Raw genomic sequence first — 24,142 nt, forward strand, 5'->3', positions numbered from 1 at the left:
ATAAGTATTAGGATATTGGAATTTCTTACCATATATCCCAATATCTATAAATATCAATAAGTATCATTTTTAATGCTGATGCCCAACCTGCACCTCAGGCTTATTGTCAGAAGAAGTCACTCTTTTCCCTGGCTGATATGTTTCCTTGACTTCACCACAGGTCAACATCATATCACCAAAGTATGGATTTCGGATTTCCTTTTCACTGCTTAACCAGTAAGCACCTTGGTCTTTAAAGGCCATGGGACAATACTGCCTGTAGATGGTATTTTCAACCACTCCAAAATACTCTACCGCTTCAATTAAATTGTCAGAAAGAGTTTCAAAATGCTTTCTTTGTTCCTCCACATCGGCTGTTTGGGCAATTTTGTCCAAACTACTTTGGATAGGCCTTAACAAATCCATCCAGATATCATGGGCTTTGCTATCTAGCAACTTCATGTCAACTTTTGATAAAGTTGACTTTGCAGGGGAAATGGTACTCTGAGTTGCTTTCGCATCGGTTTTTACCAAAGCATCCTTGATAGGCAAATAGCTTTCAACAAAGGCAGTCAATTGCTTCCTGAATGCTTCCGGTGTATCCAAGGTCTTCACTTCAGGTCGTGTCATCATGCTGTAATTTCCGCTCAATTGGGCTGCCGCATCAATGGCAAAAACTCCATTACTGACAATTTGCTCACCTTCCTCTACGCCAGACAAGACCAAGTAGTCATCTCCAACCCTAGCTCCGATTTCAATCTCCCGCATTTCAAATGCAGGTGCTTCTTTGTTTCCAACTTGTACATACACCACTGATCTAGGTCCTGTCCAAAGAATCGCTGTCTTGGGAATCATCAACCCAGACTGACCTGCCTGAGAAGTGGAAATGTTGGCTGATACAAACATCTCTGGCTTCAGTTCAAAGTTCCGATTAACCGCTTCTGCCCTGATTCCCACTGTTCGGGTATCTGGATTCAACACCGGATCGATGTAAGTAACTTTGGCTTTGAATTCCTTTCCTGGATAGGCCGACACCGAGAAACTCAAATCATCCCCTTTGCGGATCGCTCCCAAATCAGATTCATAAGCATCCAACATGACCCAAACATTACTCAAATCCACTATTTCAAAAAGGGCGGATCCCCTACTTACAAAATCACCCACTGCTATATTCCGTGCAGTAACTACACCTGCAACATCAGCAAAAATGTCAAACTGTGTTTGAACCTCTCCTGAACTTTCAATAGCTGCAATTTGCTCTTCAGAGATTTTCCACAACCTCAACTTCTCTTTGGTTGCTTGGTACAAAGCTGGTTGCCGATCCTTGATTTTTGCTGTTTCCAAAAGTTCTTTTTGTGCATTAACCAACTCAGGAGAATAGAGTGTCGCTAACTTCTGACCTCTCTGCACTTCTTGTCCGGTAAAATTGATATACAACTGATCCACTCGCCCAGCATAATTTGCGGTCAGGCTTTTTACTCGCTGTTCATTCGCTTGGATTTTACCTGTGAGGGTGAGTTTCCCTGAACCTGTTCCAGATTTTACCCTAGTGGTCTGCACATTGGAAAGCGCAACTGCCTCAGGGGTAATTTCCAATACAAAAGGACTGGATTCACCGCCTTTTTTATTGCTTACAGGTGTGAGCGCCATTCCACAAAGTGGACATTGGCCGGGTTCATTTTGCCGGATTTGCGGATGCATGGAGCAGGTGTATTCCACACCGTTTTCGTCAATATGGGTATGTTCGTGATCAGGATGTTCTTCCCCTCCCCCACGAATCAACCAACCCGCAACAGCGCCAAAGAATAGGCAGCTGAGGATGATGATTATAATATTCCTTTTATTTTTCATTGTATCTTATTCAAAATATTTGAAGTTCTTATTTTAAGGGTAGATATTGATGGATATTGGATATTTTTTGATATTGTGCTAGCATCTACCATTTTCATTTGAACTTATCCAAAACCAATATCTACCGATATCAAATAGTATCTTTAATATCAATATCATTTCAAATCCCTACCAACGTTTCAACCCTGGCAAACTGAATTTCCCTTTCAATTTTTGTATTCAGCAAATTCAACCGGAAGTCCAGGAGTTCACGTTGAATATTGAGTATTTCCTCAAAGGAACTTCCTTCGTTGGCATATGATGTGACTGATAATTCCATGGTCTGCTCGGTAAGTTCTATTTGCTCTTCCAAAAGAGTGACTTTCCTGGTTGCATCTTTGATGGAAACAAGGATGCTTTCAAACTCTGTTTCAAGAGTTCTTTGAAGGTCTTCTTTCTGCTTTTCGTTAGCTTCCCAATAGAGTTTGGATTCTGATTCCATGGCTTTGTATTTTTTGCGGTAAATCGGCAATGATACAGTAGCCATAGGCATCACCATATTGTTTCCCATGCCTGCGGGCATATAGTCCATGCCATTCATTCCACCGGGGACACCCATTTCAGGTCTAGGAGAAAAGACCATATAGTTCAAGCCCAACCCAAACATAGGTTTCCCCTCTAATTTGGCCATCTCACCTTGTTTTTGGTAAACCAAACCTTCTTTTTCCAGCATGAGCAACATAGGGTTGGTTTCTAAAATCTGCTCAAGCATGGTGATTTCCCAACCCATATCTTTTTGGGTAGAGATTTCCGAGTCAAATAGCACTGACTCGCTTTTGTCCCTTCCCAAAAGTTGATTGAAGCGAGCAAATAGTGGCCTTTTATCTATTTCAAACTGCTGTAAATCTGATTCCATCGCCTTGATTTGCACTTGCAGTCTCAATACATCTGTGAGTTTCCCTGAACCAGAACCCGCTCCCATACTGGACATGGCAGAACCTCCTGAGGAGGAAGCCCCCGAGGATGATGAAGAGCTACCTCCACCCATTCCCATGCCATCATCATTGCCCTGCTGACTTCCTTGGGAGGGTCTTCTGACCGCTGCTGAAACAGATGAAACTGCATCCGATGTATTTCCTCCTTGGTAACGTATGATCGCCAACTCCTCCAAGGACTTCAATATATCCAAATTGGATTCTGTAATTTCAATGCTATTCTGCAATTGCTGTAACTGGAAGTAAGTCTCCTTTACCTGGTACAGGAGCACATTTCGCTGCTGTCTAAACTCCTCGTATTTGGCTTCTGCCATCAAAGTCGCTTCATCCTTTTGTGTTTTCAGCATCCCAAACCATGGAAACATCTGCATCACCGAAGCCTCCGCCCGCTGATTCCCCATCAACAACTCCATTGGCCTTGTGAAGACTCCAATGTTTAATTGAGGGTTTTCAAGGGTGACTTGATTTGTTTTTTCCAAAGAAGCCTGATATCCTTTAAATGAAGCTTGGAGGGCAGGATTGTTCTCAGCAGCTTCTTCGAGATATTGATCTAGGGATTGGGAATACCCATTAACACTAACCATAAAAATCAGAATTAATAGATATTGGTAGATACTTGATATTGATAGATATTGTTTGGGAATACAAACCATTCTTCCACTATTAGCAATGGCCCTTTTATTCGTTATTTTTAAAAGAGTTTTCATTTCAATTCTTTTTTTGAATTGTAAATAGATTTAATGTAATTGTTCAGTTTAAGAGATAATGTGTCTGAAACTGATTTAACCTCCAAAAACTCCTCCTTTGTAATAATTTCTCTTTCCAGCATAAGACTTAACCAATGATTGATCGATTCAAACATTGAACCTCTACTATTGTATAAAAATCTAACCCTATCTAAATAGTGGTAGCGTCCATAAGACTCCGCAATATTTGCTCCTATAGAATCGGTAGACTCAATAAACTGATCGCCAATAATTTTTCGATTTTGCCAAGTCATTTTTGAATATATTACCCAAGCGAGCTTCGAAAGCTCTCTAGCCAATTTATAGACCTCTAGATCCTCTAATTTTATATAACCCTTTTTATCTTCCATAATATCAAATTTTTCTACCAAACAACTGATTACTAAACCAATATCAAGAAATATCTAACCCACCTCCCGAAGGGCAGGTATCTATTAATATCTTTTTAAGATCCTCAATCCCTTTCCCAAAACCAACCAAACGACTGATATCAAGACCAATATCTACCAATATCAAGTATCAACTAATATCAAAACCCTAATTTTTACCAACTTGATACTCCTTAAATTTCCCATAAAGCACCGGAACAATAAACAGTGAAATCAATGCCACGGTCATCCCCCCAAAAGCTGGAATAGCCATTGGGATCATGATGTCAGAACCTCTTCCTGAACTTGTGAGAACTGGCAATAGAGCCAATAAAGTAGTAGCTGAGGTCATCAGACAGGGCCTTACCCTTTTCAGACCAGCTTCCAAGACTGCTTTTCGGACTTCTTTTACATTTTCAGGTTTGATGCTTTCAAAACTTTGTTTCAAGTATGTCCCCATGACTACCCCATCATCTGTGGCAATACCAAAGAGGGCAATGAAACCTACCCAAACTGCCACAGAAAGGTTGAATGTCCGCATTTGAAAGAGTTCCCGCATGTTGGTTCCCATGAAACTGAAATCAAAGAACCAACCCTGACCATATAACCAAAGCATCAGAAAACCTCCCGAAAAGGCCATGGCTATGGCAGAGAAAATCATCAAGACCATGGCAGTAGACCTGAACTGCAAGTACAAGATCAAGAAGATCACTGCTAATGAAAGGGGAATGACAATGGCCAATCGTTTTTCAGCGCGGATTTGATTTTCATAGCTTCCAGAGAAGGTATAGGAGACTCCTGCCGGCACTTCCAATTCTCCAGAATTTATCTTCTGTATAATAAAATCCTTGGCATTATCCACTACGGTTCCTTCGGCAAAACCATCTCTTTTATCAAACAGGACATAGCCCACCAAGAAGGTATTTTCGCCTCGAATCATCATCGGACCTGGACGGTAGTTGATTTCTGCCAATTGACCCAAAGGAATCTGAGCACCTGTGGGTGTGCTGACCAAAATTCGTCTCAAAGCCTCAGGATCGTCCCTGTATTCCCTGGCATACCTGGCCCGGATAGCATATCGCTCCCTTCCTTCTACCGTGGTACTTAGCGTCATACCTCCAATAGCCACTTCTATAAATTCCTGCACATCGGCAATATTCAGCCCGTACCTGCCCAATTGGGTCCTATCCAGATCGATTTCCATATATGGCTTACCTAGTGATCGGTCAGCAAATACTGCCTCAGATTTGACTGAAGGTACTTCTTTGAGCAGTGATTCCAGTTTGAGACTGAAATTCTCAATTGTCTCCAAATCTGGCCCATAGACTTTCATACCCATAGGGGCACGCATACCTGTCTGCAACATCACCAATCGGGTTTCGATAGGCTGTAGCTTTGGCGCAGAAGTTACTCCAGGAAGGTTTGAAGTACGGATTTGTATTTCATCCCAGATATCATCTGGCGTTTGGATTTCATCCCTCCATTGACGGAAGTATTGTCCTCTTCTTTCATCGGAAACCAAGTATTTGGAAATATTTCGAGTTATTGCCCTTCTTTGGGCTTCTTCCATATAATTCTTGTCATCATCCCAAATGGCACCATCGCTACGATCATACCACCAGTATTTATCATTGACCAGTACCTGATAATTGCCGTCTCTATTGACCTTGAACCTGAGTTTGCGGGCATCATCATCTTGCAGGTACTCGGTTTTGTAATTGATGATGTTTTCGTACATGGACATAGGCGCCGGATCCAATGGGCTCTCTGCTCTTCCAGCTTTTCCAACCACCATTTCCACTTCAGGAATCGCCTGAACCAGCATATCCAGTTGCTTCACTATCTGCATATTGGCCTCCACACCTGAATGTGGCATAGAAGTCGGCATCAATAGAAAAGACCCCTCGTTCAATGCAGGCATAAACTCTTTGCCCATCCCCGGAAGTGCATGTGTAAGTCCAGACCAAACAGAAGTAGTCCGTATATTCCAGCCTACTTGGTCAAAACCCTTGGCGACAAAGCCAAAAATGCTATTGAACCCTAACCAGACATTTGCGGCAAAGAGAATGATCAATGCAGGAAGCAAAAGAAATACCCTCGCATGCTCCAGGCACCATTTCAACATGTGGGCATAGAAGCGGATAAATAAAGAGAAAAGTCCCAAAACCAAACCCAAGACTAAGGCAATGAAAAGAAAATTCACAAATACTGATTGCGTCAGTCCTAATGGCCTCCATTCAAAAGCCAGTAAAACGGAAACAGCCACGACAGCAATCAACATGGCTATCTGATTTTTATATTTCCCGTTTTGTGTCTGCTTTGGAAAGAAATGATGGATCAATTGATTGGCTGCAAAGGCCAACAAAACCCATCCTGCCCAAGGGAAATAGAACAACAAAATCAAGCCAGCAAAAGCCATCAAGAAATTGAGAATTGTCCTGTAATTCTTGGATTTCACCTTGGCTCCGAAAACCCAATGGGCAAAGGCTGGCATAAATACCAAAGTAAAAATCAAAGCCGCTATCAAAGCGAAAGTCTTGGTGTAAGCCAAAGGACCAAAAAGTTTGCCTTCTGCCGCTTGGAGCGTGAAGACAGGTAAGAAACTCACAATCGTAGTCATCACCGCAGTCAGGATTGCCGAACTCACTTCAGTAGTAGCTTCATATATTATCTGAAGTTTGGTTTTTTTATCCCCTGATTCTTCAAGATGGCGGAGAATATTTTCATTTAGAATAATCCCCAAATCCACCATTGTTCCAATGGCAATGGCAATCCCTGAAAGTGCCACAATATTGGCATCCACGCCCACATACTTCATCATGATAAAGCACATCAAAACAGCCAAAGGCAGAAGTGCAGAAATCAAGAGGGAAGCCCTGAGGTTATACACCATCACCATGATCACAATGATGGTAATCAGGATTTGAAGACTGATGGCTTCATTGAGGGTGCTCAAGGTTTCTTTTATCAGACCCGAACGATCATAAAAAGGCACTATGGTCACTTTAGAAACCGTACCATCTTCCAGTGTTTTGGTAGGAAGACCTGGAGAGATCTCTTCAATTTTGGCTTTGATGGCATCGATGACTTGTAAAGGATTATCTCCGTAACGGGCAACAACTACACCACCAACTGCTTCCGCACCTCCTTTGTCCAATATTGCTCTTTCGGCACGGCTTGCAGGCCCAATGTTGACTTTGGCGATATCTTTGATGCGCAAGGGAACGTTGTTGCTCACCTTTACTACAGCTTTCTCAATGTCTTCTAAGGATTTCACATAGCCCAGTCCACGGACGATAAACTCCACCTGATTGATTTCCATGGTATTGGCACCAATGTCCAGATTGGATTGCTTGATGGCGTTCATTACCTGCATCATGGAAACGTTGTGGGCTTTCATGGCCACAGGATCCAAATCCACTTGATACTCCTTGACATGTCCACCAATACTGGCTACTTCCGCTACGCCTTCTGTGCCTGCGAGACCATATCTCACATAATAATCCTGGATACTTCTGAGTTCGTGCAGGTCCCATCCACCTGCAGGATTACCCTTTTCATCTCTTCCTTCAAGTGTATAGAAATAGACTTGTCCTAATCCAGTAGCATCAGGACCAAGTTTGGGTTGTACTCCTTCAGGAAGCAATCCTGAAGGCAAAGAGTTGAGCTTTTCCAGGATTCTGGAGCGACTCCAGTAAAACTCAATTTCCTCGTCAAAAATGATATAGATCGAAGAAAAGCCAAACATAGAAGTGCTTCGGATGGATTTCACCCCAGGCATCCCAAGTAGAGAAGTAGTCAAAGGATAGGTAATCTGATCTTCGACATCCTGAGGAGAACGTCCCATCCAATCGGTAAAGACGATCTGCTGGTTTTCCCCGATATCCGGAATGGCATCTACTGGTACAGGGTCGTTGGGCAGGAAGCCAGTGTTCCAGTTGAATGGAGCAGTCACTATCCCCCATGCCACTACAAGGACGAGTAGTATGACTGTGACCAGTTTATTTTCGAGAAAGAATTTTATTGTTTTATTAAGCATAGTTTCTGAAACTAACTTTTTTCTAACCTGAAATACTTCATTCAAGTAGAAACAGATATTTATGGATACTAGATATTATTGGATATTACTGACTAGCAGCAAGCCTTAAACTAAAATTTGAAAGGAGATAAAGGGTTAGGAAATAGACCTGACAGGTTTTCAACCTTTAAATCCTTCAAAATCTACTTTTTATCAAGAAGAAAATTCTAATTCTCTTTGTGCCTTAGTGACTTTGTGGTAATTCAAACCACACTCATTAGAAAGAAAAAATCATATCAGGAATACCTGACAAAAAATATAAATCGGTGTATTTTGTAATGTTGGAGGTGAGGAATCAGCAAAAGTTGTCACCTCTTTATCATTGTTCCTTACTTTGAACAATTCCGTATTAAAGGCCAAATCTACATAATCAAAACCAAAAGGTTGAAAATTCAAAACTGTAGAGAGTTGCTGTTCAGTATTCGGAAGTTCCAAATTGGAAACATCATCACAGCAGCCTTGCATGGGAGTATTGGACTCACAGCAGGTTTTGTATTCAGCAAAAACATTGATCCTTTGGAAGTCATCTCCACAGAAATGCATGGAATAGCTCAGCCCTGCGTTAAAAAACACATAGAATACAAGGAGTGCTATTTTGATAAATGACTTCACGATTGGTAATTACGAAACAAATGTAAATAAGTTTACTGTATTAAATGTACAGAATTTTTGTGGGAGTTTATAAAATATACTGAAATCTTAAAAGCCAATGTCGGGCAGAACCGTCAGAAATGATAGTGGAATGAACCATATCTCCCGGAGTTTCTCAAAACTGCTGACTTGAACTTTATATTAAATATACCATTCCAACAGTCATTTTTAAAACTCATTTTTTTCAATCATAATGATAAAATTCCCTACTTCATCAATTAGTCCATAGTCATGTTTTGTTTTGCCATTGATAAATTCTGATTTATGGCCTAGAGCATGTAATCCATCAAAATAATTGATGAGTTTAAAATTAAAATCGATCAATATTTTGCCTTCTACATCAATGAGTCCATAGGACAAGCCCTTTTTAAAAACTCCCTTCCCAAAATTCATCAATTGTATCAAAGTAGGTGAGTAACCATCAGCATCCTTATCCAAAAAGCTTATATATCTACCAAAATTTGAGATTACACTTCCACTTTTATCGATAAGAATTAATTCACCGTTCCCATTATTGACAAGAGCATGATCTTTAAAAAATGAAGTTCCATCACTGAATTCAGGTTCTATAACTTTTTCCCCATCCATATTCACATACCCAAATTTCCAATTGCTAGATTGAACTTTAGATAGACCATCTTTAAAATCAGATGGTTTTTTAGAAAAAATAAAATCAATAATCATTTCTCCATTTTTATCGATTGCGCCCCAATTATCAAATTCATCCTGAACAATTGCTAACCCTTCACTAAAAGATGATGCATCCTTAAACTTAAAATCAACAACAAGCTCTTTGTCAGAATTTATAAATCCAAATTTTTTACTTAAGGGATTATAAATCTTGATCAAACCTTCTGAAGGTGCAAAAAATGAAGATGTAACAGAGAAAATATTTGACGAAATAAAAAATTTATTTAGGTCACTAAAATTTGAAGCACCTATTACACTGGTGTAATCTTGTTGGTCCATTCGCAAAACTTCTTCAAATTGATCATTAAAATAATGTATTGTAAGTTTTCTCGAACTATCCTCAGAAAACCCGACATCAGCTTTCATATTCCCATACAGTGGAATATGTAAAAGATGGTAATTTCAGGATTGATAGAAATACATCTTTGAAGTAGGTGGGAAAAATAAAACTACCGAGCAAATTCAGGGAGTCAAAAACAGCTTTATAGCTGCAGATGATATTGAATATGGCAATCCCAAAAAAATTCCACTTTGGTTATTTGATTTTATGTACTGAAGAAACCTCACTAATTGGTTTCTTCAGTACATAAATTTTTTACATCAATCGTTTTTGATCAATTCATAGGTGATTTCACCTGGCACTTTCCAATCCATGGTAATGGTATAATTCCCATCATCTGCAATAGGAATATCTGATCCGTCTGGATTCAGTACGCCATCCATTCCAGTATCTCCATAATTGAAAGCCCAATCTCCAGCTCTGAATTTGAAATTACCAGCTACCAAATCCAAGGTGATGGTCAATACATTTTCCACAGGATCAAATTCCATCGGTGTATCAGCATCCCATCCAAGAGGTGTCGCATCCCCAATAATCCCCCAAGGTCTTCTAGTACCAATTTCATAAGTCAGGTTGTTCAAATCTACTTTCAACCTAAATGTCCCGAAAGGTTCGGTCACGATCAAGTCGGGTCCGTTTCTTTCCAGGGTTCCGTTTTCACCGCCATAATTGACATCCCAGTTTGGCCCTTCATTCACTTTAAAGGCACCAGAACCTCCAAGGATATGGACATAACCCTCAAACACGTTGTCATTGTTAACTGAAAACAATACAGTGTTTTCATTTTCGGGAGCCCAGCCTTGATAGTCGCCCGGTACATACATTCTGGTAAATTCCAATGCCTCTGAAAAAGGTGTCACCGAAATGGTAGACACTTCAGAAAAGACTGGATCTACAGCATCACCAAGACTCGCTCTTACCCTGACATCCATTTGAATACCCTCTTCAGGCTCATAACCCCTCCCAATTAATCTTTGATTTAAACTTGCTTGGGTGATGGTAACATCAGAACCATTGGAATTCCCAACATCTAGTGGGTCCGCAAATGAAGTTCCTGCTTCTGCTAGTTGAACAGTATAATTCACTGCTGCAGAAAAACCAAAATTGGCTGGGTCAAAACTGAATACTAACTGTTCAGATGCAGTTTCGCTGTCCAAAACAATACTTTGTCCTGAAGCAGGACTAGTCAGCACAGGACTATCGGGATTATCCGACATCACCGTTCTTTCTTCTTCGGTACAGGCCCAACTCATTGACAGTCCTAATAACACGAGGTATAGTATTTTAATATTTTTCATGGATTTTTTATTTTAATTAATATCCAGGGTTTTGTTCTAAAGTTGGATTGGCGATCAAATCAGCCTGTGGCAAAGGATACAAGTTTCTGAACGCCGGCACTGAAGTACCTTCAAATGTTCCACCTTTCCATTGCCATATGTATTCTCCTCCTGTAAATCTTCCAAATCTGATCAAATCGATTCTCCTTGTAGCTTCCCACTTCATCTCTCTGCCCCGCTCATCTAGGATAAAATCCAACGTAAAATCAGCGGCAGAAATATTTCCTTCAGAATTTCCATAAGCCCTTTCTCTCAGCGCGTTGATATAAGAAATTGCTTCTGTCTCTGTGCCTCCAGATCCGCCTCTTAGCACTGCCTCAGCATACATCAAATACGCATCTGCCAATCTAAACAATGGAAAATCGACACTCACATGGTCACTCACTGGACCTCCCGGTCTGTCTCCAGTATCTTTTGTGATATTTCTAAATTTAAGCACACCATAACCATCCTGAAAATTACTGATGTTTTCTACATCAATCTGCTGTTCGTCTGTATGGAACCAGCCTCTTGCATCAGGTGAACCATTAGTATTGGGGTAAAGCCTTACCAATTCAGGTCTTGCTCTCATACCTTGCCATTGGCCCGGCACCCCAAAGCTGTAAAAGTTACGCATGGTTCCTCCGATAGCGGCATTCACCAAGAAGGTAGCACCTCCCCAAGACATCGTACTGACTTGATCAAAAGAAATGGGGAATATGATCTCATTGGATTGGTCGTTGTCTGCAAAAAACAAATGGTTGTAATCAGGCTCTAAAGAATATCCTGCATTGATTACTTCATTGACTTGGGTAATGACTTCAGTATACCTAGACTGCCCAGTATAAACTTCGGCATTCAGGTACATTTTCGCCAAAAGCATCCTAGCTGCTGCTTGATCTGCTCTTGCATACTCATTCTGACCGGCAGGCATAAGGTTAGGAATGATATCCAACAGTTCTGACTCTATGTAAGAGAACAAATCTTGTCTGTTGGTCTGCTCTGGGAAAAACGAGCCTACTACATCCTGTTCGGTAACAAATGGAACATTCCCATACAAGTCCAAAGCATGGTAATAACTCAAGGCCCTGAGGAACCTTGCTTCAAGCCGGTACATCCTTGCTGATTGTTGATCGGCTTCAGAAATACCTCTATCGTTCATATTGGCATCACTCAATTCTCTGATGAATTCATTTGCCAAAGTGATTTGATAAAAAATCCTGTAATACATGGCAGCTATAAAGCCATTGTCTGAAGAGAATGTCAAGGTATTCAAACTAGGCAAGCCTTCATCATTCCATGAAATGATGGCCTCATCTGTTGGTAACTCCTGCAATTTCCAATAAGCCCTTAGGTAAGTGGAAGCACCTTCATCCTGTCCACCAATATCGCCTCTGCCATCAGGTCCTGACTGACCACTTGTAGCAAGGCCAGCATACATTTTTGCAAGCACCTGTACATAATTATCGAAATCCTGATAAACCTGAACTGAGGTGAATTCCCCGAATGGCTCCAGATCAAGATCTGTACAACCTCCAATGGTAAACACAGTTACCATCATGATTGCTATTTTATTAATAAATCTACTTTTCATCTTTAATGTGTTTTTAACATGAATCAAATTCAAATATGATGTTTATCCATGCTGTGATTTAAAAGCCAAAGTTTACACCGAATGAGAAAATTCTTGGGAATGGATAGAAATTGTTATCTATCCCACCTGGAATTTCTGGATCAATACCAGAATAGCCTGTAATGACGAAGGCATTCTGGACCGTTGCGTTGACTTGTAAGCTAACTTTTGAAGCGAAAACATTTCCAAAGTTGTAACCCACATTGATATTTTCCATTCTCAGGAAAGAGGCATTTTCCAAGTAATGACTGGATCTTAGCCTATAGTTCTGAAAATTGGTATCCATCACATCCGAAGTCATGTTCAGCAAATAATCAGGCCACCTCAAGCTTTGATAAGCACCACTTGAAGACCTTACGTTATTGTATACTGTCTGTCCTATGTTTCCTCTCATCACAAATCCAAAGTCCCAGTTTCTGTACCTTACCTGTGAATTGAATCCAAAGAAATACCTTGGATCAGGAAATCCTTGTCTTACTAAATCCTGTTCGTTGACAATTCCATCTCCATTCTGATCTACGTAGACATTTTCCAGAGGAGCACCGTCAGATCCATACACCTGATCCCACACATAAAAGGAGTTTGGCTGAAAGCCTACAGTATTCACCTGAATGGTATTACCGGTTCCTCCACCGATTCCACCTACTAAAATACCTACGGCATCTTCTGCCACATTGCTCAGGCTAAGGATGTTTACCCTATTATAGGTGAAGTTCCCTCCGATGTCCCAGTTCAATTCGTTTGTTCGCACCACATTGTATGTCAATCCAGCCTCAAAGCCATAGCTTTCAATATTTCCAACATTGGTAAACAATTGATTGGTCAGGTTGGTCCCCGCAGGTACCGGAATTACTGCAAGAAGGTCATTGGTTCTTCTATAGTAATAATCCAAGCTACCATAAAATTTCCCATTGAAAAATTCATAATCCAAACCCGCATTGTATGTCACTGTTTCTTCCCATTTGATATTTCTATCATAACCTTCCGGTCTCAGGGTATTGAAGAAGTTGTTGCCGAACCTATATCTTGCAGCGTCATCACTGAAGGTATATCTTGGCAAGTAAGGGAAAAAGGAACCTATATCCTGCTGACCTGTCACGCCATATCCCAACCTCAATTTCAAGTCAGTGATAGCGTTGTTGTTGATAAGGAAATCTTCCTCACTGATTCTCCAAGCTGCTGCTACTGAAGGGAAAACACCCCATCTATTTTCCTGACTGAATCTGGAAGATCCGTCTGTTCTCAAAGTTGCTGTCAGCAAGTACCTGTCTTTTAGACTATAATTGGCTCTGCCGAAAAAAGAGATCAACCTGTATTGCGGCCTTGTTTCCACACCTGCAGGAGTAAGTACCGTTCCAGCCTCATTGAACCTTGGAAAAGAAGGATTCTCTATCATAAAGTCCTGCCATGAATAACCAGCTGTCACATCAAGCCTTCCGGCACTTCCCATTTCACGAATGTAGTTCAAATAGAAATCAGCCAAAAGGTTCCTTTTGTTTTGAGCATAGTTTAAAATAGAACCTCCTTCATTGACTCCTGCAGCAGAAGTAGATGGGATCATCACTGTCCCGTCACTTTCACTGACATCATAACCCAAATTCAGGTTGGCACGAAGACCTTCCAAAAAAGGGACTGCATAGTCCAATTGAAGGTTACCTATACTTCTTTTAACCTCACCCCTGTCATCTCTTTGTTCAAGCAAACCCACTGGGTTTCTCGGAGCCAAAGTTTGAGGAGACCCGTCTTCATTTAGCCATTCCCAGAATCCACCAAATCCTTCCGGATCATAAATAGGTTGGGTTGGGTCAAATGCTGCAGCTGCACCGATGGCACCTTGATCTGCAAATTGACTGACAGAATATGTCCCTCTGACATTGAAGTTGATTTTCAGCTGATCGTTAAATAAGCTGGGAGTTAAACTTAAAGCCGCAGTGGTCCTGTTTAGGTTATCTCTTTTGAGAACACCATTTTGCTCTAGGTTACCTACTGAAAGTCTGTATGGAATCCCGTTCATCGAACCACTTAGGCTGACATTGTTATCAATACTGATAGCATCCCTAAAAATTGCATCCTGCCAATTGGTACTGGCATCCCCAAGCAATGCACGCTGAGAAGGCGAAGCTTGTGCTCCCACTTGTTCTCTGTATTGGTCTGGGTTGAGTACATCTACATTATTAGCAATCTGTGATACCGAAACCAAGGAACTTACATTCAGACTCAGATCTTGTCCTTTTTTACCTTTTCTTGTTGTAATCAAAATCACACCATTGGAAGCCCTTGAACCATAAATCGCTGTTGCCGAAGCATCTTTAAGCACATCGAATGTTTCGATATCATTTGGGTTCAAAAAGCTAAGTGGATTGGAAGCTCCAGCTACTGAAGAATTGTCCAATGGCACTCCATCAATCACAATAAGGGGGTCATTATTGGCATTCAATGAAGAACCTCCCCTGATCCTGATTCTACCACCTGCCCCAGGAGCACCTGAGTTTGGTGTGATTTGGACACCTGCAATTTTACCTGTGATCAATTGTTCTGCATTGGTCACTTGCCCAACGTTGAAATCCTCTCTGCTCACAGAACCTACAGACCCTGTAATATCAGATTTTCGCTGTGTACCATAACCAATCACAACAATTTCATTGAGCTGTGCCGTCTCAGGATTTAACTGAACAGTAATGTCAGACTGATTTCCAACCCTGACTTCTTTTCTGCCATATCCAATAAAAGAAAAAACTAGTACATCCTCAGAAGAATTGACATTGATAGAGAAATTACCATCTATGTCAGAAATCACTCCGATATCTGTTCCTTTCACTGTTACATTTACGAAAGGCATTTCTTCTTCGGACTCACTGTCCAAAACCTTCCCGGTTACGGTCCTTTGCTGTGCGTGGGCCATTTGCCAACACATAAACATGGCCATATACACTGATAGTTTAATTAGCGTAAAACCTTTCCGCATATCATTTTTATTTAGGTTAATTGTTGATTTAATCTATTTGTTATCACTTTACTTTAATCAGAATTTTACCAACCTCTATGGTATAAGAATTTTCTGATTGCCTATTGTCTTCAGTTTGTTCCAAACTGATCTGTATTTTTTCTACATCTGACCAATTGATCTCTTTCGCTTTCTTCACATGATTCAGGTGCAATGGCATAAATCCAGGGAATGGTCTTGGTAATAACATAGCAGATTCCTGACTTAAATCTGAAAATGGAATCTGGTATTTCCCCAGCTTCTCATTGATCGAAACATGTGAAGTCCATGCCCTACCTTCTTTGTCTGTAATTCCAACTTTTAGCTTTTGGGCTTCCTTTCCCAACACCCTAGCCTCCACTTCAATCATAACAAAACACTCCGCATCTGTTAGACGATTGGCTAGTTTCTCCTTGATATCATACTGAAGTCCAATCAATTCATTATCAGAAGGGTTGATCACATTGAGCAATAAATGCAGCTTACCTGATTGATTTCCTGCAATCAATCCTGTACTAAAGCCCTTATCGTAATTGGGATAAATCTGAATATTCCGATCCTTAGATGGGTCAAAAACGATGATGTCGGAATTTTCACTTGCGACGAATGTTCTATAAGAATTGGGGTATTCTGAGTACCAGTCAAGACTTACTTGTGAAATATTTTCGGGAAATATGACTGTATCGTCATTTGAATCTACCTTGATCCAATAATCCAATATCCCTGGCCTGAGGTCCTCCTCCAAAATCTTCGCCTCATAAGTATATGTGGCTGTTTTGGTCATTTTGATGTTTTTGGAAGGGCCACTTAACCCGCGATAGCTAAGCATCACATCAGCTTGGCCTTCCACTATGACAGATGCAGTTACATGAAAATCATCGCTGGCAGAAACTTCATAAGGCGCTTGGTGGTAAACTTTAATATCGCCATTTTCTTTTTTTGGAGCTACAAACTCCCTGAGCCCAATATTTCCAATCTGTACATCTTTTTGATTGAAAAGCTCTTCCCCCTCTTTTGTGAGTAAATACGTTCCTGGATAGATCTCAAACCTTCCATTCTCCACCAAAGGTGCGAAATCATTTCCTGAATTGAGGGGAATTACATTGAAATTTATACCCAATTGACTCAGGTTAATCTCCATGTCATGCCTATACCATTGAAGCTCAGTAACTGACCGCTCCGGGGAAGTTTTGGCAAAAGGATCTCTGATTTGTATGGCATCGGGCAATACTTCAAGTCTCCATATTCCCTCTTCAACCTCATCTAAAAAATAAGCCCCATTGCCATTATATTGGACTAGAGGAGATGAACCCACGCCCGCAATGTGCTTCAGTTTGGCAGGTTCAAGGGCTGCTGTACTCGTATTATCTGTATGGTAAAATGCATCATTCGTATTCATTTCACTACTCCCTTTATCAAAACTCACCTCAAATGCTTCAAAGGAGTTATTTTCAGGGAAACTACCGTAGCTTTTTCCCAGAGGAAGTTGTGTGAATGCATTTGCCGCTATCAACATGCTGATGGCTTTTCGAGGCGTATACAAAAGATTCAAATAGTGGGTCTGATATTCTGTATTGGTATGTGCAATATGCAGAGGGTCATAAGCAAATTGTGTAGCCCACTGAAATCCCGCTTCCCTGAAACTCCTTGCCATGGCAGGATACATGTACGGTTCCATGATATCGGCTGCATCAAATTCATACACCATTTTTGGTTTACCGTTGAATTCGGGAATACTATCAAATGGGATACGGTACTCATTGACATGGGGTAGGAAATTTTCTTTAAGTGTCTTTCCGGACACCAGTCCTGAAGGATACCATTGAAAACTAAAACCATCTACGTTCGACTTAGCTACTGCATCTGCATAATAAGGACCCTGACTGATATTGTAGAAAATCGGTTTATCAAAACTTGTAGCCACAATCGCTCTGTGCAAACTATTGACATAAGCTGTCACTGCTGACTTTGGACCACTGTGATCTGGCTCGTTATTGATTTCTACTGCCACTACTCCTGGATCCTCCTGATAGGTCATACCAGTGTAGGGGTTTATATGTTCAAAAAATTGTGTGAGGTAATTTTCCTGGGCTAATATGGCAGCCTCATCAGTGGTAAGCCTTGCCCTGCCGTAATAATGAGAAAATCCAGGTGTATCTTCATTTGGTTCTGGATAACCATTTCCCCAAAAAGCAATCGGTGTGATGATGGTTTTGATGCCACGTCTATTCAGTTCACCAAGAAGGAAATCAAATAATCGAAGGTGTTCATTTTCTAACAAGTTCCCCTCAATATCTGATATTTCAGTATCCCAAACATGGACGCGAAAAGCCTGCATCCCCATTCTTGCCATGTGGTAGACATCATTTTGTATAGCTTCTTCCAGGTCTACTCCCAAGCGCTTGTGCGCCCTGTAAGCATAAGCGAATGGGGTAGAATAATTTACTCCGAAAAACGAAGCTTCTACCCCATCACTTTTCCAAGACAACAAACCCTTTTCATTGACTATCAAACGGTCGGAAGACCGATCACCTCCTTGCCCAAAGGACGAGAAAGGCAATGCTATTAAAATTATAAATACCAGTAAGATTTGTAAATTTTTAGACATCAATCCTTTTTGCTTTAAATATTTTCTCAATAATTCTCTTTCATGTAAGCTGCACCTTGATGAAGATCCCCTTCAAAGTCAAAGAAAGTACAATTTTCCCATGAGGAGCCTGTTCCCCACAGGTCTTTCATATCGGCACTAATCCATCCCGGTTCCCAATAAATCATACCCATTGCTCCTCCTGCGATCATCTCCTCACTCATATATTTCAGCAATTCGAATTGACCTTCTTTCGTAAATGGAAAGCCTTGAATCGGAGTCTGCCCACCAAAAAGATTCGTGTAACTGTCATTTCCCTCTGAAGTCCACGGATAGGCCGTTTCGAGCATAAGAATGTCCTTCGAAAATTTACTTTTGAAGGCTGCTACCTTATTTGAAAGCTGGGAAATGGACACCTCAGTGTGCCAAAGGGGGTAATAAGAAAATCCGATGATATCATAATCAAGGGGGCTACCACTTTGAAGATTTTCAAACCACCAATCCACATGCACAGGATCGGCAACGTGCAGGATGATTTTTATATGATTGCCCTTTGGTGAATCTTTTACCGCCTGAACAGCAGAAGCCATCACAGTTTTGAAGTTTGCCCAATTCCCTTCACAGACATTTAGCTTGGGGAAATTTTCCAATGCATTGGAATACATCATTCCGCAATTCGTTTCATTGCCTAGTTGAACATATTCGGGTGTGAGACCTTTTTCTTCGAGCTGTATGAGTGTGGCTAATGTATATTGGTAAACTGAGTCTTGAAGAACTTCCAAGCTTTGGATATGCTTCCAGGAATCCGGAACTTCCTGTCTTTCCGGATCCGCCCACATGTCCGAGAAATGGAAATTCAACAGGACCTGCATGCCTTGAGCTTTTGACCTTGAAATAGATTTTTCTACATCTTCGAGGTCATTATAAGTGGGGTGATTATTGCCTCCGTAAATTTCAGAAGTCCATTTCGGGTTATGCCATAGTCTAAACCTTGCGATGTCCGTTCCGATCTGAGAAAAAATCTCATATGGATCTCTTACCTGCCCCTCCATTTTGTATACTCCACCCCGATCCAAAATCTGGTTAAGGTAAGATAAATCAGCCCCAAAAATAAATTCAGTTTCACTCGGTTCACCTGTCCCCTGGTCAAGGGGAGGTTCTGTTTGTTCCACTCCACAGGAACACATAAGAGAGGAAAGAAATAGGAGTGTCAAAAATGCAGGTAAATTTCTGGACATCATTTGGTAATTTTGGGTTTGACTAATTGCAATAAATGCACTACATCAGCTTCTCAAAATTACGCTGAATACTAGCCCCAGACCGATTCAAATCATACAGATATAGACAATAATCAATCATAACCGCGTTCAAATCTTACATTTTAGGCCAAAAAGTGTATTATTAAACATATTCTTAAGAAACAAGAACCCTAAAGAATTTTCCTGCTCAAACAAAGAAATACCCAAATTGTCACTCCTGCGCCAATCCAAAATGCCACATAAATCTCACCTTCTTTATTTACTTTTAATTTTCATATCCATAGAAGCAGGATTTGGTCAACAACTCCCTTATTTCACCACATTGACTTCCCGTGATGGTTTGCCTTCCAATACCATCAGTGCCATTGCACAGGATAGCGAGGATTTTATCTGGGTAGGTACTGCAAATGGTGTGGCGAGATATGATGGCAATAGTTTTTTGATTTTTAGAAAGGAAGAATATCCCCTTTTGGCAGCCAATGAAATCAGCTCACTTTTGGCCGTAGGAGAAGAAATATGGGTAGGTACTTGGAAAGGGCTTTCGAGGATTAATTCCAAAACATTTGAAATTACCCCCGTGGAATTGGATCCCACCATTGCCATTCGAACCATGTATCTTGACCCCAAAGGAATTGTGTGGGTTGGTAGCACAAAAGGTTTGCTGAGATTTAATGGGGAAGAAATGGAGACTTTTGACGTGAAAAAAAACGGCTTGAGTCATAATATGGTCAGGTCTGTATTTATGGATCACGAAGATAACCTATGGGTGGGCACCTATGACAGGATCAATAAACTCCCTAGTGGAAAAGGCAAATTCACCTCTTACGAATTGAAAGGCAATTACAAGCCAAGTCTCAAAAACAATTTGATCATGGACATCAAGCCCGATCAGGTAGACCGTGACTATTTGTGGGTGGGAACAGAAACAGGCTTGGTGAGGATGCATATCCCTTCCGGTTCATACGAGACCTTCAACGAAGAAAATGCGGGTTTTAGCAATGAGGTGATCAAAAGTATTTACCTGACCCAGTCCGGCGACATCTACATGGGAACTGACTTTGGTGTCAATATTTTCAAACCTGAGGACGAGAGTGTAGAGAAATTGTTCCATCATCCGGAGTTACCCTACTCGATAGGAAGCAATGTAAGCATGCAGATTTTTGAGGATTCAGGTGGAGTTGTCTGGTTTGTCACCTCCAATGGTTTGAGCCTTTTTAATAAGTATGGGGGCTTTTATTCCTATCATGAAGTGAATCATATCCTCAATCAGCAAAAGATTGGGAGCCAGGTAAAATCTATTTTAATTTCCAAAAAGGGAGATATTTGGTTGGCTACCCTCAATGGTGTGATCAAAATCGATGCAGAGACAGGCAAACAGGAGGTGTTTGATATTCATGCAAGAGTTGGAAAGAATATACTTCTCAACAATGTGTATGCGCTTGAAGAAGATGAATTCGGAAGGATATGGATTGGTACAGCAGGCGGGATAAATGTATGGGATGAGCAAAATCAGAAAATGTACGCGATCAGCTCTGGAGAGCAAAATGGCTTGGAAAGCAATTATATAGCAAAGTTTATCAAGGCAAATGACGGAACATTTTGGGTGAGCGCTTGGGAAGGTGGGTTATATAAAGTAGGTGGAAATTTTAAGGAAATCAGCAGCTTGATTTTTGAAAAGGCAAGTGAGTATGGGACTGAAAAAACGGTAACGGGCGCAAATGCCGTTTGGGTCGTCAATTACGATGAATTGTTCAGAATAGACCTTCAAAGCCATAGGAATACCAGCGTAAATTCCTTCAACAAAGTATCTAACCGGAGAAGCTTGAATGCCCTCTATTTTTCCAAAAAAGGAAACTTATGGGCAGCTACTACCAATGGACTGATAGAATACCAACCACAAACAGATCAAGCTATTTTTCACCCATTGCATATTGGAAAAGATTTTGTCCTTTCGAGCATCACCGAAGACAGCAAAGGTCAGATCTGGGGAGCCACGTCAGGATTTATCATCAAGTTTCAACCATCTGACAATACCTTTGAAATTTTCCCATTGGACAAAGGCTTACCTATCAAAAGTTTTTTTGAGGCTTGCTGGGGAAAAGACAAAATGGGGAACCTCTATTTTGGTGGGGACAATGGATACATCAGCATTTCCCCAGATGCGCAACCCAACAACTTCAAGCCCCGACTTTTCTTCAGTAAAATCCGTATCAACAATACCCTGATTCAGCCTGGCAATAAATCAAATGATGACTTCGAACTTCCTAGTGACATTGCCTTTGTCAGCGACCTCAAACTACACTACTCCCAAAGATCAATAGCCATAGACTTCTCCTCCTTGCATTTTTGGCAGCCGGAAAAGAACATCTATGCCTATAAACTTGAGGGGCACGACAAAGATTGGTCTTATTCCTCAGGCTCAGGAAACACAGCCATCTATTCAAATCTATCACCTGGAAAATATACTTTAAGGTTGAAGGGGAGCAACAACTATGGGATATGGTCTGATGAAATAAAGACATTGGACTTTGAAATCTACCCCCCACTGTTTTTGAGTAATCTATTCATCTTCTTTTATTTTGTTCTAGCCTTAGGAGCCATCGTTTTTGCATTGCGGTTTTATTCAAGCAGAATCCACCTACGAAATGAAGTCAAATTAGCAAGAATGGAAAAAGCGCACAGTGAGGAAATAGCTGTCACAAAACAACAATTCTTTACCAATATTTCCCACGAACTCCGCACACCCATCAGTTTGATTTTACCCCCAATCCAACAGGCTTTGGATCGGGTAAGCATGGATGAGAAGACCAAGAGCTTGCTTCAATTGGCAGAAAAAAATTCCAACAGGCTATTACGTTTGGTCAATCAGATTTTGGATTTCAGAAAACTGGAGCAGGATAGTCTTGAGCTAAAAGTAACCAGTTTTGATTTGGTTGGCTTTTGTAAAGACTTATGTGAATTGTTCGTAGACAAAGCCTCAAGAAATGAAATCCAGTTTCGCTTTCATTCTGATTTGGAAACTTGCTACATCTGGGCTGACAGGGACAAACTGGAAACTGTTTTGTACAACCTACTATCCAATGCCTTTAAATTTACTTCAGAGTCCGGGACAGTTGAAATGCTATTGAAAACTCATCCGGCAGATGAGAAGTATATAAAAGGTGGCGTCGAAATTCAAATTCATGATACCGGAATAGGGATAGAATCAGATGAACAAGACAAGATATTTGACCGCTTTTATCAGACTGGAAAAGCAAAACAAATAGATACCGGCTCCGGGATTGGGTTATCGATGGTCAAAGAATATACCAAGCTTCACTACGGAGAGGTAAAAGTAGACAGTCAGGTCGGAGAAGGTGCATGTTTCACAGTCATTCTGCCCATGGGCAATATCCATTATCCATTCGAAGTAGAACAAAAGTCGAACGCCCTCAATCTTTTGGCGAGCAAACAAGAAGGCGGAAACAGTGCTGAGGAATACCAGTATGATTTGGATTCGGGCAAACCAATTGTATTGATTGTGGAAGATTATCCTGACATGGTGGACTACCTGAGCATCCACCTCAAAGAGGATTACCACTTGGTCATAGCACACAATGGACAGGAAGCATTGGAGAAAATCAAAAGCTTCCTTCCCGAAGTCATCATCAGCGATATCATGATGCCCGTAATGGATGGTCTGACACTTTGCAAGAAAATCAAGGAAAATCCCAAAACAAGCCACATTGGGATGATTTTACTGACTGCGAAAAGTCTTACTTCACAAAAAATAGAAGGAATAAAAACTGGGGCAGATGCCTATTTGACCAAACCATTTGACCTGGAACTTCTCAAAGCCAACATAGAGCAGTTGATAAAAAGAAAGGACGAACTTCACAACTATTTTAAATCAGAAATTATCACACAGCCTATTTTGGAAAGCCAGGGTGAAAGTGTGGACGACAAGTTTATCAAAAAAGTCATCAGTATCATTGAAGCCAATATTTCAAACCCGGATTTTACTGTAGAGCTGCTCAGTGATGAAATAGGAATGAGTACAGCCCATCTTTATAGAAAACTAAAATCACTCACCCATTTTTCAGCAAAAGAAATCATCCGGAAATACAGGCTGAAGAAAGCATCCATCCTTCTCAAAAACAAAGAAGGGAATATATCAGAAATCATGTATGAAGTTGGGTTTTCAAATCTCTCCTACTTTGCCAAATGCTTCCGAAAAGAATATGACATGTCACCGAGAGATTTCCAACAGTCAAATAGTACCTCCTCTCCATCAGACTTTAGAAATGAACTCTATTCTGGCAGGTAGCGAATGGGGATAATTATTCTTTTCTCACGAATTTTGAACTAGCTTTTCAATTACGGGCTGATTCTGAAAGCTTAGGAGATAATCATGCCCCCCTATGCTGAGGTCTCCAATGGACTGAATTTCTTGTCTTTTCAACCCTCACTACAAATCCTAATGCAAAATCCGGGGTAAATATTAGTTTCATCACAAAATAAGTAGCATTCGACACATTTTTTTGTAGCCAATCCTGAACTGACTTATTCTTGCTTTCAGATTGATTTGGGACTATGAAAAAACAAAAATATAAATATCTCCTATTGATTTTGCTTGCACTTTTGTACAATATTTTTCTTTGGACAGAAGCCATGCAAAAAAATCAATCCTCAACACTTCAGTTATCAA

12 protein-coding genes are annotated in these 24,142 nt (G+C 40.7%); 1 reads left to right on the forward strand and 11 read right to left on the reverse strand.

Features of this window, described 5'->3' with window-relative positions:
* Positions 1 to 69: 69 nt before the first annotated feature.
* The 11 genes from CLW00_RS08560 to CLW00_RS08610 all read right to left on the reverse strand — a co-directional run bounded on the left by CLW00_RS08560 (position 70) and on the right by CLW00_RS08610 (position 19,437).
* Positions 70 to 1,830 carry an efflux RND transporter periplasmic adaptor subunit gene (locus CLW00_RS08560; RefSeq protein WP_106133260.1) on the reverse strand — a complete coding sequence of 587 codons (1,761 nt, stop codon included), beginning with the start codon at positions 1,828 to 1,830 and terminating at the stop codon, positions 70 to 72.
* A gap of 160 nt (positions 1,831 to 1,990) precedes the next feature.
* Positions 1,991 to 3,388, reverse strand: a complete 1,398-nt coding sequence (locus tag CLW00_RS08565) for a TolC family protein (RefSeq protein ID WP_245917202.1) — start codon at positions 3,386 to 3,388, stop codon at positions 1,991 to 1,993.
* Between the two features lie 119 nt (positions 3,389 to 3,507).
* A complete protein-coding gene (locus tag CLW00_RS08570; RefSeq protein WP_106133262.1) occupies positions 3,508 to 3,900 on the reverse strand; it encodes a four helix bundle protein in 393 nt (130 codons plus the stop codon).
* Between the two features lie 187 nt (positions 3,901 to 4,087).
* Entirely contained in the window at positions 4,088 to 7,957 is a 3,870-nt protein-coding gene (locus CLW00_RS08575) for an efflux RND transporter permease subunit (RefSeq protein ID WP_106133263.1), read from the reverse strand.
* Positions 7,958 to 8,227: 270 nt separating this feature from the next.
* Entirely contained in the window at positions 8,228 to 8,608 is a 381-nt protein-coding gene (locus CLW00_RS08580) for an HYC_CC_PP family protein (RefSeq protein WP_106133264.1), read from the reverse strand.
* 207 nt (positions 8,609 to 8,815) lie between these two features.
* Complete coding sequence (locus CLW00_RS08585; RefSeq protein WP_106133265.1) at positions 8,816 to 9,703, reverse strand: WG repeat-containing protein; 888 nt, start codon at positions 9,701 to 9,703, stop codon at positions 8,816 to 8,818.
* 234 nt (positions 9,704 to 9,937) lie between these two features.
* Positions 9,938 to 10,975, reverse strand: coding sequence for a SusE domain-containing protein (locus CLW00_RS08590; RefSeq protein ID WP_106133266.1), 1,038 nt, complete (start codon positions 10,973 to 10,975; stop codon positions 9,938 to 9,940).
* A gap of 16 nt (positions 10,976 to 10,991) precedes the next feature.
* Positions 10,992 to 12,587 carry a RagB/SusD family nutrient uptake outer membrane protein gene (locus CLW00_RS08595; RefSeq protein WP_106133267.1) on the reverse strand — a complete coding sequence of 532 codons (1,596 nt, stop codon included), beginning with the start codon at positions 12,585 to 12,587 and terminating at the stop codon, positions 10,992 to 10,994.
* 58 nt (positions 12,588 to 12,645) lie between these two features.
* Positions 12,646 to 15,591, reverse strand: a complete 2,946-nt coding sequence (locus tag CLW00_RS08600; RefSeq protein WP_106133268.1) for a SusC/RagA family TonB-linked outer membrane protein — start codon at positions 15,589 to 15,591, stop codon at positions 12,646 to 12,648.
* A 43-nt stretch (positions 15,592 to 15,634) separates the two neighbouring features.
* Positions 15,635 to 18,217, reverse strand: a complete 2,583-nt coding sequence (locus CLW00_RS08605; RefSeq protein WP_106133269.1) for a membrane or secreted protein — start codon at positions 18,215 to 18,217, stop codon at positions 15,635 to 15,637.
* Between the two features lie 26 nt (positions 18,218 to 18,243).
* The gene (locus tag CLW00_RS08610) at positions 18,244 to 19,437 is read right to left on the reverse strand and encodes a glycoside hydrolase family 53 protein (RefSeq protein ID WP_245917203.1); all 1,194 of its coding nucleotides are present in this window, start codon (positions 19,435 to 19,437) and stop codon (positions 18,244 to 18,246) included.
* 250 nt (positions 19,438 to 19,687) lie between these two features.
* Between CLW00_RS08610 and CLW00_RS08615 the strand changes: the two genes are divergently transcribed.
* The gene (locus CLW00_RS08615) at positions 19,688 to 23,761 is read left to right on the forward strand and encodes a hybrid sensor histidine kinase/response regulator transcription factor (RefSeq protein ID WP_106133271.1); all 4,074 of its coding nucleotides are present in this window, start codon (positions 19,688 to 19,690) and stop codon (positions 23,759 to 23,761) included.
* Positions 23,762 to 24,142 lie beyond the last annotated feature (381 nt).

The organism is Mongoliibacter ruber (genome assembly GCF_003003005.1).
Classification (GTDB): domain Bacteria; phylum Bacteroidota; class Bacteroidia; order Cytophagales; family Cyclobacteriaceae; genus Mongoliibacter; species Mongoliibacter ruber.